Source organism: Rhodococcus sp. WY5 (assembly GCF_018588185.1).
Classification (GTDB): domain Bacteria; phylum Actinomycetota; class Actinomycetes; order Mycobacteriales; family Mycobacteriaceae; genus Rhodococcus_F; species Rhodococcus_F qingshengii.
Window position 1 is genome coordinate 5560431 of record NZ_JAAMPR010000001.1, and the last position, 14226, is coordinate 5574656.

13 protein-coding genes are annotated in these 14226 nt (G+C 64.2%); 3 read left to right on the plus strand and 10 right to left on the minus strand.

Annotated elements, in window-relative coordinates:
• Nucleotides 1–46 precede the first annotated feature (46 nt).
• Genes G4D79_RS25510 through G4D79_RS25540 form a run of 7 tightly spaced genes read right to left on the minus strand, consistent with a single transcriptional unit; the run spans nucleotide 47 to nucleotide 9279 of the window.
• Nucleotides 47–832 carry an enoyl-CoA hydratase family protein gene (locus G4D79_RS25510; protein WP_058038134.1) on the minus strand — a complete coding sequence of 262 codons (786 nt, stop codon included), beginning with the start codon at nucleotides 830–832 and terminating at the stop codon, nucleotides 47–49.
• A 13-nt stretch (nucleotides 833–845) separates the two neighbouring features.
• The gene (locus G4D79_RS25515) at nucleotides 846–2006 is read right to left on the minus strand and encodes an acyl-CoA dehydrogenase family protein (protein ID WP_003942033.1); all 1161 of its coding nucleotides are present in this window, start codon (nucleotides 2004–2006) and stop codon (nucleotides 846–848) included.
• Nucleotides 2006–3991 (minus strand): biotin carboxylase N-terminal domain-containing protein, encoded by a 1986-nt coding sequence (locus G4D79_RS25520; protein ID WP_214514527.1) that lies wholly within the window; start codon nucleotides 3989–3991, stop codon nucleotides 2006–2008. Before G4D79_RS25520 ends, G4D79_RS25515 begins: the two co-directional genes overlap by 1 nt.
• Nucleotides 3992–3999: 8 nt before the next feature.
• On the minus strand, nucleotides 4000–5598 hold the full coding sequence (locus tag G4D79_RS25525; protein WP_003941989.1) for an acyl-CoA carboxylase subunit beta: 1599 nt from the start codon (nucleotides 5596–5598) through the stop codon (nucleotides 4000–4002).
• Nucleotides 5595–6743, minus strand: coding sequence for an acyl-CoA dehydrogenase family protein (locus G4D79_RS25530; RefSeq protein ID WP_007728404.1), 1149 nt, complete (start codon nucleotides 6741–6743; stop codon nucleotides 5595–5597). The genes G4D79_RS25525 and G4D79_RS25530 overlap by 4 nt, the downstream gene beginning before the upstream one ends.
• Entirely contained in the window at nucleotides 6740–8461 is a 1722-nt protein-coding gene (locus G4D79_RS25535; protein WP_209921358.1) for an acyclic terpene utilization AtuA family protein, read from the minus strand. Before G4D79_RS25535 ends, G4D79_RS25530 begins: the two co-directional genes overlap by 4 nt.
• Complete coding sequence (locus G4D79_RS25540) at nucleotides 8458–9279, minus strand: TIGR03084 family metal-binding protein (protein ID WP_058227499.1); 822 nt, start codon at nucleotides 9277–9279, stop codon at nucleotides 8458–8460. The genes G4D79_RS25535 and G4D79_RS25540 overlap by 4 nt, the downstream gene beginning before the upstream one ends.
• A gap of 109 nt (nucleotides 9280–9388) precedes the next feature.
• On the opposite strand from G4D79_RS25540, the gene G4D79_RS25545 reads away from it, so the two are divergent.
• Genes G4D79_RS25545 through G4D79_RS25555 form a run of 3 tightly spaced genes read left to right on the plus strand, consistent with a single transcriptional unit; the run spans nucleotide 9389 to nucleotide 11618 of the window.
• Nucleotides 9389–10189, plus strand: a complete 801-nt coding sequence (locus G4D79_RS25545) for a crotonase/enoyl-CoA hydratase family protein (protein ID WP_047268912.1) — start codon at nucleotides 9389–9391, stop codon at nucleotides 10187–10189.
• Nucleotides 10186–11046 (plus strand): DMT family transporter, encoded by an 861-nt coding sequence (locus G4D79_RS25550; RefSeq protein WP_058227497.1) that lies wholly within the window; start codon nucleotides 10186–10188, stop codon nucleotides 11044–11046. Before G4D79_RS25545 ends, G4D79_RS25550 begins: the two co-directional genes overlap by 4 nt.
• Nucleotides 11047–11090: 44 nt before the next feature.
• A complete protein-coding gene (locus G4D79_RS25555; RefSeq protein WP_003941993.1) occupies nucleotides 11091–11618 on the plus strand; it encodes a gamma carbonic anhydrase family protein in 528 nt (175 codons plus the stop codon).
• A gap of 40 nt (nucleotides 11619–11658) precedes the next feature.
• On the opposite strand, the gene G4D79_RS25560 is transcribed toward G4D79_RS25555, so the two are convergent.
• The 3 genes from G4D79_RS25560 to G4D79_RS25570 are packed head-to-tail and all read right to left on the minus strand — an operon-like array spanning nucleotide 11659 to nucleotide 14220.
• Complete coding sequence (locus G4D79_RS25560; protein WP_214514528.1) at nucleotides 11659–12645, minus strand: pirin family protein; 987 nt, start codon at nucleotides 12643–12645, stop codon at nucleotides 11659–11661.
• A 20-nt stretch (nucleotides 12646–12665) separates the two neighbouring features.
• Nucleotides 12666–13139, minus strand: coding sequence for a MarR family winged helix-turn-helix transcriptional regulator (locus G4D79_RS25565; RefSeq protein ID WP_042453108.1), 474 nt, complete (start codon nucleotides 13137–13139; stop codon nucleotides 12666–12668).
• Complete coding sequence (locus tag G4D79_RS25570; RefSeq protein ID WP_007728412.1) at nucleotides 13126–14220, minus strand: LLM class flavin-dependent oxidoreductase; 1095 nt, start codon at nucleotides 14218–14220, stop codon at nucleotides 13126–13128. The genes G4D79_RS25565 and G4D79_RS25570 overlap by 14 nt, the downstream gene beginning before the upstream one ends.
• Nucleotides 14221–14226: the final 6 nt, after the last annotated feature.

Sequence of the window (14226 nt, forward strand, 5' to 3'; positions counted from 1 at the left end):
TTCTACTTCTGTGTTCCAGCGCTTCTGTGTCCCAGCTGCGCAGTTTCTACTGCGCCCAGGCCGCTGGACGCTTCTGCAAGAAAGACATCATGCCCTCACGAGCCTCGTCAGAGGAAAACAGCCGAGCCGACTGCGCGATCATCTCCTCGCCGTCCCGGTCGAATCCGGCCAGGACCGAACGCGTCGTGATCCACTTCGATTCGGCAAGTCCCTGCGGTGAACATTGGCGCAAGGTGCCGAGCAGTTCGGTGATCGACTCCTCCGTGTCCTGCGACGCGGAGGTGACGAGTCCGATGGATTCGGCCTCGTGCTGGCCGAACTTCTCGCCGGTGAGCAGATAGCGGCTCGCAGATCGCTGGTCGAGCCTCGGCAGGACCGTGAGCGAGATGATGGACGCCGCCAAACCCAACCGTGATTCCGTCACCGCGAAGGTGCTCGCCGGTCCGGCGACGACGATGTCGCACGCCCCGACAAGACCCATGCCTCCGGCCCGGACGTGACCGTCGATCCGTCCGATCACCGGCTTGGGAAGCTCGAGAATGCTGCGCAAGAGTGTCAGCATCCCCCGTCCTCGCTCCTTGACGGCGTCCTCCGGTGATGCGGACGAACCGGAGGCCTCACTCAGATCGGCTCCCGCACAGAATGTTCCACCGGTGTGGGTGAGTACCACCGCTCGAACTGCCGGATCGGCGGCAGCCGCCGTCAACCCAGCCTGCAACTCCGTGACCAACCGCGTCGAAATCGCGTTGCGGTTGTGGGGTGAGTCGAGAGTGATCGTGGCAGCACCGCCCGATACTTCGTACCGTACGTATGGCTTGTCCTGATCCGTCATGAGTCGCCTCTTCCTAGTAGGACCGTGGCAGACCGAGGGAATGCTGTGAGACGAAGTTGAGGATCATCTCGCGGCTCACCGGCGCGACACGGGCGATACGAGCCGCACCGAGCATGGCGGCCAGTCCGTATTCCTTCGTCAGTCCTGCGCCGCCATGCGTCTGGATCGCCTGATCGAGCGCCTTGATGCTGGCTTCAGCGGCGGCGTACTTTGCCATGTTCGCGGCTTCGGCAGCACCGAAATCGTCACCGCTGTCGTAGAGCACCGCGGCCTTCTGCATCATCAGCTTGGCGAGCTCGAGTTCGATCTTCACCTGCGCGAGTGGATGCGAAATACCTTGGTGCGCACCGATCGGCGTCTTCCACACCGTGCGCTCGTTGGCGAACTTCACTGCGGCGTTCAGGGCGTAACGGCCCATGCCGATGGCCATCGACGCACCCAGGATGCGCTCGGGGTTGAGGCCGGCGAACAACTGCATCAAGGCGGCATCGGCTTCGCCGACCAGAGCGTCGGCCGGCAGACGGACGTCGTCGAGGAAGAGGATGAACTGGTGGTCCGGTTCGATGATATCCATCTCCATCTGCGTCTTCACGAATCCCGGAGAATCCGTGGGGACGATGAACAGAGCGGGCTTGAGCTTGCCCGTCTTGGAGTCCTCGGTCCGCGCAACGACGAGGACCGCGTCAGCCTGATCGACACCCGAGATGTAGATCTTGTTGCCGCTCAGGATCCAGTCGTCGCCATCCCTGCGTGCCGTCGTGGTGATCTGATGAGAGTTGGAACCAGCGTCGGCCTCGGTGATTCCGAACGCCATGATCTTGGAGCCGTCGGCGAGGCTGGGTAGCCACTGCTGCTTCTGCTCCGCCGTGCCGTACTTGCCGATGATGGTGCCGCAGATGGCCGGGGATACGACAACCAGGAGCAGACCGGCACCCTGCGCCGCCAACTCCTCCTGCACCAGCGCGAGTTCGTAGATGCCTGCACCGCCGCCGCCGTATTCCTCCGGCAGGTTGACGCCCAGGAATCCGAGTTTGCCGGCCTCGTTCCACAATTCGGTGAGCGGCTCCCCCTTTCGCGCCTTGGGCAGCACGTAGTCGACGTAGTTGAAGCGCTCACCCAGTTTGGAAACGGATGCCCGCAGTTCCTTCTGCTCTTCGGTCTCGATGAAACTCATCATGCTTCCTCTTCTGTAGCGGGTTCTTCCACACGTGCGAGTACCGATCCGACCTCGACCTGCTGGCCGACGGCGACCGGAAGTTCCACCAGGACACCGGCAGTCGGCGCGGTGACGGTGTGTTCCATCTTCATGGCCTCCAGCCACAGAATCGGCTGGCCGGCGGTGACGGTGTCACCGAGTGCGGCACCGAGGCGGATGACCGATCCCGGCATCGGAGCGAGCAACGAACCGGCGGCGACTTCTGCCGACGGATCCACGAAGCGCGGTGCTGCCGTCAACGCGACGGGTCCGAGCGAGGAGTCGACAAAAATCTCACTCCCGTAGGCCGCAACGTCGAACGAGCGCTGTACTCCGCTCTGCTCGAGCACTACCCGGGTCGCAGTTGCCGATACCAGGCGCACGTCGTCGAAGCCTTCTGCACTCAGCACGCCGCTTCGGCTCAGGGAGTAGCGGACGTCGTAGTCGCCCGACGCAGTGGAATAGCTCTTGCTCTGCGGCTGCGACGGGAGGTTGCGCCACCCGCTGGGCAAGCGGCCGATGACGCGGGCCGACGCCCGGTTGTGCGCGGCATCGGCAAGTGCCGCCGCCAGCGCCGAGAGTCTTTCGGCGTCGGTACCGGCCAAGGGCGTAGACAGCTTCTCGAGGTCGTGAGTCTCGAAGAAGGCAGTGTCGGTGTCTCCGGCAATGAAGGCGGGGTGGGCCAGGACGTTGACGAGCAGGTCGCGGTTGGTGCGCAGCCCGTGAATCCTGGTGCGCGCCAGCGTCGATGCGAGCAGCCGGGCAGCTGCGGTCCGCGTCGGCGCGTACGAGATGACCTTGGCCAACATCGGGTCGTAGTGGACGCCGACAACACTGCCGTCGACGACGCCGGAGTCGAGGCGAACGCCCTGCTCACGCAGAACACTGAATTCTTGCGGGTCACCGGGCAACTCGATGTGGTGGACGGTTCCGCTCTGCGGCTGCCAGTTCTTGGCGGGGTCCTCGGCGTACAGGCGCACTTCGATCGAATGCCCACGGATCTCCGGCTGATCGTCCGGAAGTGCTTCACCTGAAGCGACCTGCAATTGCAGTTCCACCAGATCGAGTCCAGTGGTGCACTCGGTGACCGGATGCTCCACCTGCAAACGCGTGTTCATTTCCAGGAAGAAGAAGTCGCCTTTTTCGTCAGCCAGGAATTCAACGGTTCCTGCCCCCTCGTAACCGATGGCGTTGGCTGCGAGCCGCGAGGCGTCGAACAGCTTGTCGCGCATGGCGGGGATGCGTTGCACGAGCGGCGACGGGGCCTCTTCGACCACCTTCTGATGCCGACGCTGGATCGAGCACTCGCGCTCCCCCACCGCCCACACCGCACCGTGGCGGTCGGCCATGACCTGAACCTCGATGTGCCGACCGGTCTCGAGGTACCGCTCACAGAAGACTGTCGGGTCGCCGAAAGCGGACTGCGCCTCACGCCGCGCCGCTTCCAGTTCGCCGTCCAGCGCCGACAATTCACGAACGACACGCATTCCGCGTCCGCCGCCGCCCGCCGACGCCTTGATCAGCACCGGCAGATGAGCCTCGGTCACCGCGGCGGGATCGAGTTCGGAGAGCACCGGCACTCCGGCGGCGTCCATGATCTTCTTGGACTCGACCTTCGACCCCATGAGCTCGATGGATTCGACGGGCGGGCCGATCCACGTCAGTCCCGCGTCGATGACGCTGCGCGCGAACTCCGCGTTCTCGGAGAGGAATCCGTATCCGGGGTGAATCGCGTCGGCGCCCGAAGCCTTGGCGGCGGCGATGACGAGCTCACCCCGCAAGTAGGTCTCGGCAGGCGTGTTACCCGGTAGGCGAACCGAAGCATCGGCTTCGGCGACGTGCGGGCTGTCGGCATCTGCGTCGGAAAATACCGCGACCGTGCCGATTCCGTTCTTGCGGCAGGTTGCAAAGACACGGCGGGCGATTTCGCCACGATTGGCGACCAGTACTGAAGTGATTGTCACGGCGTGCCTCACATACGGAAGACGCCGAAGTTCTCGGTGCCTTCGATCGGGGCGGTGGCGATGGCCGACAGGCACATTCCCACCACGGTGCGGGTGTCTCGGGGATCGATGACGCCGTCGTCGTACAGACGACCCGACAGGAACATCGGAAGTGACTCGGCCTCGATCTGGTTCTCGATCATCGCGCGCATGCCGGCGTCGGCCTGCTCGTCGAAGACCTGGCCGCGGGCCTCGGCAGCAGCGCGTCCCACGATGGAGATGACGCCGGCGAGCTGCGCACCGCCCATGACGGCGGACTTGGAACTGGGCCACGCAAAGAGGAACCGCGGATCGAACGCGCGTCCGCACATACCGTAGTGACCGGCGCCGTACGACGCTCCGAGCAGGATCGAGATGTGCGGAACCTTGGAGTTGGCAACCGCATTGATCATCATCGATCCGTGCTTGATCATGCCGCCCTCCTCGTATTCCTTACCCACCATGTAGCCGGTGGTGTTGTGCAGGAACAGCAACGGCGTGTTGGAACGATTGGCGAGCTGGATGAACTGCGTGGCCTTCTGTGATTCCTCACTGAAGAGCACTCCACGTGCGTTCGCCAGGATGCCGATCGGGTAGCCGTTCAGCTCGGCCCACCCGGTCACGAGGGAGGAGCCGTAGAGCGGCTTGAACTCGTCGAAGTCGGAGCCGTCGACGATACGGGCGATGACCTCACGCGGATCGAACGGGATCTTCAGGTCGGCCGGAACGATGCCGAGCAACTCTTCCGGATCCTCGAGCGGTTCGATGATCTCCGCGCGCGGCGCCGGCCCCTTCTTGGTCCAGTTGAGCCGCTTGACGATCGAGCGCCCGATGCGGATCGCGTCCTGCTCGTCGGCGGCGAAGTAGTCGGCCAACCCGGACTTGCGAGCGTGCATTTCGGCGCCGCCGAGTGCCTCGTCGTCGGATTCCTCACCGGTGGCCATCTTGACCAGCGGCGGGCCTGCGAGGAACACCTTGGAGCGTTCCTTGATCATCACGACGTGGTCGGACATGCCCGGGATGTACGCACCGCCGGCCGTCGAGTTACCGAAGACCAGTGCAATGGTGGGGATTCCGGCCGCGGACAGCTGAGTGAGGTCACGGAACATACGCCCGCCAGGGATGAACACCTCTTTCTGCGTCGGCAAGTCTGCGCCACCGGACTCTACGAGGGAGATCACCGGGAGGCGGTTCTGCATGGCGATGTCGTTGGCCCGGAATCCCTTACGCAGTGTCCACGGATTGCTGGTGCCGCCGCGCACGGTGGGATCGTTGGCGACGATCAGGCATTCGACACCTTCGACGACGCCGATACCGACCACGGTGCTGGCGCCGACCGGGAAGTCACTCCCCCACGCAGCGAGGGGACACAGTTCGAGGAACGGTGAATCCTGATCGAGCAGGAGTTCGATCCGCTCGCGTGCCAGGAGCTTTCCCCGCTTGTGGTGCCGCTCGGTGTACTTCTCGCCGCCGCCCGCCAACGCCTTGGCGTGCTCGACCTCGATCTCGGCGAGCTTGGTGTTCATGGTCGAAGTTGCGGTCTTGTACACCTCGGAATTGGTGTCCAGTGTTGACCGGATGACACTCATGACTGATACCCCAATCGCTTGGCCGCGAGGCCGGTGAGGATTTCGGTGGTCCCGCCACCGATTCCCAGAATTCGCATGTCCCGGTACTGCCTCTCCACTTCGCTTTCCTGCATGTATCCGAGGCCGCCGAACAGCTGAACAGCTTGGTTCGCAACCCATTCGCCCGTCTCGACTGCCGTGTTCTTCGCAAAGCACACCTCGGCGATCAGATCGCCGTCACCGGCCATGTACCGCTCGATCACCGAGTGCGTGTACACCTTGGCGACGTCGATCTTGCGGGCCATCTCGGTGACGGTGTTCTGGACGGCCTGCCGACTGATCAGGGGGCGACCGAAAGTCTCACGGGCGCGGCACCATTCGAGCGTCAGCTCCAGGCAACGTTCTGCACTGGCATACGCCTGCGCGGCGAGCGCTACCCGCTCGGAGACAAATGCCTGGGCGATCTGCGCGAAGCCGCTGTTCTCTGCACCGACCAGATTCTCCACCGGAACCCGGGCGTCGACAAAGGAGAGTTCCGCGGTATCGGATGCGCGCCAGCCCATCTTCTCGAGTTTGCGCGAGACGGTGAATCCCGGTGTGCCCTTCTCGATCACGAGCAGTGAGACACCACCCGCGCCGGGACCACCGGTGCGCACCGCTGTAACGACGAAGTCCGCTCGAACGCCGGAGGTGATGAACGTCTTGGCGCCGTTCACGACGTAATGATCGCCGTCGCGCTTGGCTGTAGTTGTCAGGTGCCCGACGTCGCTGCCTCCGCCGGGCTCGGTGATGGCGAGCGAGCCGATCTTGTCGCCGCGCAGGGTCGGCTTGACCCACTTCTCGATCTGCGCCTCGTCGCCGGCCGCGATCAGGTGCGGCACCGCGATGCCGCAGGTGAAGAGCGATGCGAACAGCCCGCCCGACGCACCTGCCTGATGCATCTCCTCACAGATCACGATGGAGTCGACGGCGTCGCCGCCCTCACCACCGGCCGATTCGGGTGCGCTGGCCCCGAGGAGTCCGAGAGCGCCTGCCTTGCGGTGCAATTCGCGCGGAATCTCGCCGTCTCGCTCCCACTGCGTCAGATGCGGCAAAATCTCCTGGTTCACGAATCCGCGTACGGTCTCGCGAAGCGCAAGCCTTTCCGGTGTGGTCCACACGGTCACCGTGAATCCTCTTTCTCGTCAGTTACGGGGAGTAGCGAAATCGGGATGTCGATGTGGCGCGAACGCAGCCATTCACCAATTCCCTTGGCCTGCGGATCGAACCGCGCCTGCGAGGCGACGCCCTGACCGAGAATTCCCTCGATCACGAAGTTGACGGCACGAAGGTGCGGAAGCTGGTAGCGAGTGACGTTCAGGTCTACTGCTTCCGGTAGCAGTTCCTTGAGCATCTCGACGGTCAGTGTGTGCGCCAACCACTTCCACTGATCGTCCGTGCGAACCCAGACGCCGACGTTGGCATTTCCGCCCTTGTCGCCACTACGGGCACCGGCGATCGTGCCGAGTGGTACCGAAATCGACGTCTGTGGCGGCAACGGCTCCGGACGCTCCGGTTCGCCGACGGGTTCGAGGTCCTGCGTCAACGTGGACGGAGCGATGTCCACGCGCGTGCCGTCCGGCAGTACGGCCACGTGCGGCACCGATCCCGCGTCGACGTAGCCGGGGGTGAACACTCCGTACGGTTGGCCGTTGCTCGGCGGAGCCGTCAGCGAGAAGCCGGGGTAGCTGGCAAGTGCCATTTCCACCGCAACCGCGGAGAAAGGGCGACCGATCACCTTGGGGTCGGAATCGCGAACCACGCAGCGCAGCAACGCACTCGCGGTTTCCTCGGTGTCGGAATCCGGATGATCCGTGCGAGCGAGAGTCCAGACCAGTTCGGCGGGCTTCTTCGTCAGCCAGGATTCGAGCTGAGTCTTCGCCAGATCGGCCTTGGCCTCGATGTCGAGACCCGTGAGGATGAAGGTGGCCTCGTTACGGAACCCGGCCAGCGTGTTCAGGGAGACCTTGTACTGCGGCGGCGGAGCCTCGCCCGTGACGCCGCTGATCAACACCCGGTCCGGGCCTTCCTGGGTGAGCACTGCGTTGTCGATGCGGGTCGTCACGTCCGGGCCTGCATAGCGTCCACCGGTGATCTCGTACAGCAGCTGCGCCGTCACCGTGCCGACGCTCACCTCGCCGTCCGTTCCGGCGTGCTTGGTGATGACCGAGGTTCCGTCCGCGTTGATCTCGGCGATCGGGAAGCCAGGCCGGCCCAGATTGGGAATCTCTGTGAAGAACGCGTAGTTGCCGCCGGTGGCCTGGGTTCCGCACTCGATGACGTGGCCCGCCGCGACAGCACCGGCAAGCTGATCGAAATCATCTCGCTTCCAACCGAAATGGTGAGCGGCCGGACCGACGATCACCGACGCATCGGTGACCCGTCCGGTGACCACGACATCGGCGTCGGCCGACAATGCTTCGACGATGCCCCAGGCGCCGAGGTACGCGTTGGCCGTCAGTGGGGAGCCGAGTCCGAGTTCGTCTGCCCGAGAGATCAAATCGTCGCCCTCGACGTGGGCGATCTTTGCGTTCAACCCCAGCTTGGTGTTGACCTCGCGCAACGCGTCGGCCAGTCCGGCGGGATTGAGACCGCCTGCATTCGCGACGATCTTCACCCCCTTGTCGAGCGCAAGGCCGAGCGTGTCCTCCACCTGCCGCAGGAACGTCTTCGCGTAGCCGAGCGACGGGTCCTTCATCCGATCCCGCCCGAGGATCAACATCGTCAGTTCGGCCAGGTAGTCGCCGGTCAGGTAGTCGAGTTCGCCGCCCTCGAGCATCTCGCGCATCGCCGAGACGCGGTCGCCGTAGAACCCGGAGCAGTTACCGATCCGTACCGAACTCATTTGCCCACCTTCGATGCTCGTCCCTCACCGCTGGATCCGACGGCGGCTCGTCCCTCACCGCTGGGTCCGGCAAAGGCCTGCGCGAACCCGAGCCACTCGTCCGCGTCGGCACCCACGGCGACCAGATCGAGATCGGCGCGATTGGCGCGCTGGGTAACCAGCAGGCAGAAGTCCAACGCCGGCCCGGTGACCTTCTGCGGTGCATCTTCCGGCCCCCAGGCCCAGAGCGACCCGTCCGGCGCGGTCAACTCAACCCGGAAATCGTCGGCGGGCGGCGTTTTCTCGTTGACCGAGTACGCGAAGTTTCGCGTCCGCACACCCAGGTGAGCGATGTTCTTGATGCGCGCCGTCGGAGCGCGTTCGACGCCGAGTGCGTCGGCAACGTCCTGCCCGTGCGCCCACGTCTCCATCAGTCGCGCGGTAGCCATGGAGACACCGCCCATGGGCGGGCCGTACCAGGGGAACTTGGTTCCGGCCGGGGCGGCGGTGAGCGCCTCGACGAGAGCGGTGCGCCCCGCTCGCCAATCGGCGAGCAACTCCGCCGGCTGGCGGGCCGCCTGTTCGGCAGCACCGTCGTCGACAAACCCTGCCGGGTTCACGAACGCCGCCTTCAACTGCTCCGCGAACCCGTCCGGGTCGGTGATCGCCAGGATCGCTGCACTGTCCGTCCAGTGCAGGTGCCCGATCTGATGTGCGATGGTCCACCCTTCCGCAGGCGTCATTGTCGCCCACTTCTCCTCGGGCAGATCCGCAACCAGGGCGTCGAGGCTCTCGCCTTCGGCCCGCAAGTCATCGATGAACGTCTGAAGTTCGGCCATGCGACCAGCATCACACCCACATCCATAAAAATCAAGCACGAATGATTGTTATTGCGAAATCCTGTGGTGAGAGACTGAGTTCAACTGCCATCGACAACCAGGAGCACCCATGAGCGACGCCGTACTGATCTCGCGAACCGGCGATGTGGTCACGTGGACCCTCAATCGCCCGGACACCCGCAATGCGATCTCCGAGATCGACATGATCGAGGCCCTCGAAGACGCAGTCACCGCGGTCAACCGAGATCAGAGTGTGCGCACGGTCATTCTGACGGGGGCCGGATCGGCCTTCTCCTCCGGCGGCAACGTCAAGCACATGCGAGACAAGGAGGGCATGTTCGGTGGCGCACCCGGCGAGATCCGCCAGGGCTACCGGCACGGCATCCAACGCATCCCGCTCGCGCTGTACACGTGTGAGGTGCCGACCATCGCGGCGGTCAACGGCCCGGCCATCGGAGCGGGCTGCGACCTCTCACTCATGTGCGACCTCCGCATCGCCTCGACCGCCGCAGTCTTCGCCGAGAGTTTCGTCAAGGTAGGACTCATTCCCGGCGACGGCGGAGCGTGGCTGCTCCCCCGCGCGATCGGCAACGCCCGCGCGGCCGAGATGGCGTTCACCGGTGAACCGATCGATGCTGCGAAGGCACTCGACTGGGGTCTGGTCTCGCAGGTGACCGAGCCCGAGGAATTGCTTTCCGCTGCGCACGCTTTGGCAGCTCGAGTAGCCGCCAATCCCCCGCAGGTACTCCGCATGACCAAAAAGCTCCTCCGCGAGGGCCAGCACCAGAGCCTCGAGAGCTTGCTCGAACTCTCGGCCGCCATGCAGTCGATCGCCCACCACACCCGAGATCACCACGAAGCCGTCGCCGCGATGCTCGAGCGTCGAAGTCCCGAGTTCACCGGAGAATGAAGGCCGGCAGTCAGCTACTGCCGGTCGGAGCAGTCCTCACGTCGATACTGTCGCTCCAGTTCGGAGCGGCATTCGCGACGACATTGTTCTCGCAGATCGGACCGGCCGGCGCCACGACCCTGCGACTGACGATCGCCGCGATCATCCTCGGCGTCATCGTCCGCCCGCGATGGAGCAGATGGTCGAACCGGCAGCGCAAAGGCATCTTCGCGCTGGGCATCGCCCTCGCCGTGATGAACGGCGCCTTCTACCTCGCCCTCGACACGGTGCCCATCGGAACGGCCGTCACCATCGAGTTCCTCGGACCGCTCACCCTGGCCGCAATTCTGTCTCGTCGGTGGGCCGACGGAGCATGGGTGCTGCTCGCCTTCGGCGGAGTGTTGCTGCTCGGGTTAAGCGATCACGGCGAATCCGGTTTGGACCCGATCGGGGTGATGTTCGCGTTGATCGCCGCTACTGCGTGGGCCGGATACATCGTGGCCGGTTCCCACCTGGCCGCGACGCTCCCGAGCGCCGACGGGTTGGCAGGCGCAAGCATCGTCGCGGCCGTATTGACGCTGCCCTTCGGCGTCGTCTCGGGAGGAAGTGAACTGCTGGATCCGACGATGCTCGCCGCAGGCGCAGCCGTCGCCGTCCTCTCGTCCGTCATCCCGTACAGCTTGGAAATGTGGGCGCTGCGCTCTCTAGCCAAGAAAGTCTTTGCCGTCCTCATCGCCCTCGAACCCGCAGCGGCCGCACTGGCCGGAGTCCTCGTGATCGGGCAAACGCTCGACGCGTTCACACTCGTGGCCATCGCACTGGTGGTGACCGCGGGCGTCGGCACAGTCGTCATGAATCGAAAACCCACAGCGAAGTAGTCCAGGTACCGTCAGAGCACGTCATTCCAACGCACAGGAGAACCATGACCAACCCGATCATCGCCACCGTTCTCGGTAACACCCCGCAGATCGACGAAAGTGCGTTCATCGCACCCAACGCCACCGTTGTCGGCGCGGTGACCATCGCTGCGGGAGCCAGCATCTGGTACGGCGCGGTTATCCGCGGCGACGCAGAATCGATCTCCATCGGCGCTGACACCAACATTCAGGACAACTGCACCGTGCACGCCGACCCGACGTTCCCCGCAGTTCTGGGCGAACGAATCTCGGTCGGCCACAACGCAGTGCTGCACGGGTGCACCGTCGAAGACGACGTTCTCGTCGGCATGGGTGCCGTGGTGCTCAACGGCGCACACATCGGCTCGGGGTCACTGATTGCAGCCGGCGCCGTCGTGTCTCAGGGGATGCAAATCCCGCCTGGATCACTGGTCGCCGGCGTGCCCGCCAAGGTCAAACGTGAACTCTCCGAAGGCGAAAAGGCCGGTATCACCGCCAACGGCGCCGGCTACATCATGCTCGCGAAGGCTCACCAGGACATCGAACAAGCCTGATCGAAACGACGCTCGCGGCCCGTAGCAGCAAGAGCAACGACTAGCCTCGGGGCCGCAACGTACTGTTCGGCAACTCGGGTGCCGGGAGCGCCGGACCGTCGTATCCCGGCACGACGCCGAAACGCCGGTCCGGGACGCTGCCGTCGAATCCGGAGGCAAGCTCGGCCTGCCACTTGCGTCGATACTCGACGATCTCTTCGTGTGTACGGCCCATGAAGTTCCACCACATGATGACCTGCTCGCCCAACGGTTTCCCGCCGAGAAGTAGCAGTCGAGCCGGTTCGGATCCCGGATTGCGCAAAGTCAGTTTTCCGAAACCCGGTGCTTGATAACCCAACTTGGCCCAGCCGACAGTGGTACCACGCAGAACAACCGATCCTTGATCGACGATCACGCCGTGCTCATGTGAACGATCGACATCGAGGGCGATCTCGGCCCCAGGATCCAAAATCACCTCGGCGCCCAACAATTCGGTGAATGTCGACACCGGAGATGTGTCACCGGCGAGCGAACCGAGGAACACACTGAGCGTGGCGCCGCCGGTGGTCACCGGCTCGGGCCGGTAGTGAACAAATGCGGGTGCGGTATCGCGCGCCGCATCCGGCAGCGCCACCCACAACTGCATCCCGTGCAGAACCTTGGTGTTCGGTGTCGACACCTCGGAGTGCGCGATCCCGCTCCCGGCCGTCATCAAATTCAGTTCGCCCGGCCGCACCATCGCGTGGGAACCGATGCTGTCACGGTGCTCGATCTCTCCGGTGAACAGCCAACTCACCGTCTGCAAACCGGTATGCGGATGCGGCGGCACATGCATGCCCGGTCCTGAGCCGACGTCATCCGGACCGTAATGATCTGCAAAACACCATCCCCCGATCAGCGAACGCTCGCGTTGCGGGAGGGTGCGTCGCACTCGCATGGCCCGCGGGCCACCGAGCGGTACGTCGCGCGGGGTGAGGATCTGAATCTCGCTCTCCGCCGGATGGCCTTCGCATTCCTGCTCGACGGGCTGCGCTTCGAGGTTGCTCATATCGTCCATCCTGCCTCCAGTCATGACTGCGCGAGACGCAGACGCGTGCACAATTCGGCCAACAGTCGAAGTTCATCCGCGTCCAGGGCCGGTCCGACGTGGCGGCGAATGCTCGCCGCATGACGGCGACCCACTGATTTCTGCAGCGCTGCACCCGTTTCGGTGAGTTGCACGATCGTCCCGCGGCGATCCTGTGGATCAACACTTCTCGTTACCAGACCTTCGCCCTCCAACCGTTCTACCAGGCGACTGAGCGAAGGCTGGCTCAGCAATATCTCCCGATTCAGGTCATGCAGGCGAAGGGAACTACTCGGCGCAAGACTCAGCGTGAACAGCACGTCGTACTCGCGCATCGACACCTGATCCCAGACGTCGTCGGCAGAGAGCCGCCGCAGCACCGACACCTGGGCGCGAAACAAGGCTTCCCAGGCGTCGGTGGCGAGTTCGGTGGTGCTGACCGGAACCTCAGGCGGTTGCTCGTCAGGCAGTGACACTGCTTGCCTCACGAGCCGCCTTCATCGACGCGTGAGTGGGCGGGTTGTCCGGCACATGTGCTGGCCGCCTGGCCGCGAACTCACGGCGCAGAACCGGAACAACTTCCTCACCGAGCAGATCGAGCTGCTCGAGCACCGTCTTCAGCGGCAGTCCGGCGTGATCCATCAGGAACAGCTGGCGCTGGTAGTCACCGAAGAAATCGGCAAACGCCAACGTCTTCTCGATGACCTGTTCAGGGGAACCGACGGTCAGCGGCGTCTGCTCGGTGAACTCTTCGAGTGAGGGCCCGTGGCCGTACACCGGAGCATTGTCGAAATACGGACGGAATTCCTTGACCGCGTCCTGACTGTTCTTGCGCATGAAGACCTGACCGCCGAGACCGACGATCGCCTGATCCGCGGACCCGTGGCCGTAATGCTCGTAACGCCGGCGGTAAAGATTGATCAGCTCGATGTAGTGCTCTTTCGGCCAGAAGATGTTGTTCGCGAAGAATCCGTCGCCGTGATACGCCGCGATCTCCGCGATCTCGGGGCTGCGGATCGAGCCGTGCCACACGAACGGCGCGACGCCGTCCAGCGGGCGCGGTGTGGACGTGAATCCCTGGAGTGGAGTGCGGTACTCCCCTTGCCAGTTCACGACCTCCTCGTCCCAGAGCCGGCGAAGAAGTTGATAGTTCTCGAGCGCCAACGGGATACCGGCGCGAATGTCCTTGCCGAACCACGGGTACACAGGCGCGGTGTTTCCGCGACCCATCATCAGATCGACGCGCCCCTCGGCGAGGTGTTGAAGCATCGCGTAATCCTCGGCGATCTTCACCGGGTCATTGGTGGTGATCAGCGTCGTGGACGTGGAGAGCGTGATCTTCTCGGTCTGGGCCGCGATGTATCCGAGCATCGTGGTCGGAGATGACGGCACGAACGGCTTGTTGTGATGCTCGCCGGTCGCGAAGACGTCGAGACCGACTTCCTCGGCGTGCTTGGCGATGGTCGTCATGGCCTTGATGCGCTCGTGCTCTGTCGGGGTCGCCCCCGTCGTGGGATCAGTGGTGACGTCACCGACCGTGAAGATTCCGAACTGCATGGTTGC

Bases quoted from the DNA above. Each gene is read 5' to 3' on its own strand.
- G4D79_RS25510 (WP_058038134.1), bottom strand. From the start codon at position 832: ATGACGGATCAGGACAAGCCATACGTACGGTACGAAGTATCGGGCGGT.
- G4D79_RS25515 (WP_003942033.1), bottom strand. From the start codon at position 2,006: ATGAGTTTCATCGAGACCGAAGAGCAGAAGGAACTGCGGGCATCCGTT.
- G4D79_RS25525 (WP_003941989.1), bottom strand. From the start codon at position 5,598: ATGAGTGTCATCCGGTCAACACTGGACACCAATTCCGAGGTGTACAAG.
- G4D79_RS25535 (WP_209921358.1), bottom strand. From the start codon at position 8,461: ATGAGTTCGGTACGGATCGGTAACTGCTCCGGGTTCTACGGCGACCGC.
- G4D79_RS25540 (WP_058227499.1), bottom strand. From the start codon at position 9,279: ATGGCCGAACTTCAGACGTTCATCGATGACTTGCGGGCCGAAGGCGAG.
- G4D79_RS25545 (WP_047268912.1), top strand. From the start codon at position 9,389: ATGAGCGACGCCGTACTGATCTCGCGAACCGGCGATGTGGTCACGTGG.
- G4D79_RS25550 (WP_058227497.1), top strand. From the start codon at position 10,186: ATGAAGGCCGGCAGTCAGCTACTGCCGGTCGGAGCAGTCCTCACGTCG.
- G4D79_RS25555 (WP_003941993.1), top strand. From the start codon at position 11,091: ATGACCAACCCGATCATCGCCACCGTTCTCGGTAACACCCCGCAGATC.
- G4D79_RS25560 (WP_214514528.1), bottom strand. From the start codon at position 12,645: ATGAGCAACCTCGAAGCGCAGCCCGTCGAGCAGGAATGCGAAGGCCAT.
- G4D79_RS25570 (WP_007728412.1), bottom strand. From the start codon at position 14,220: ATGCAGTTCGGAATCTTCACGGTCGGTGACGTCACCACTGATCCCACG.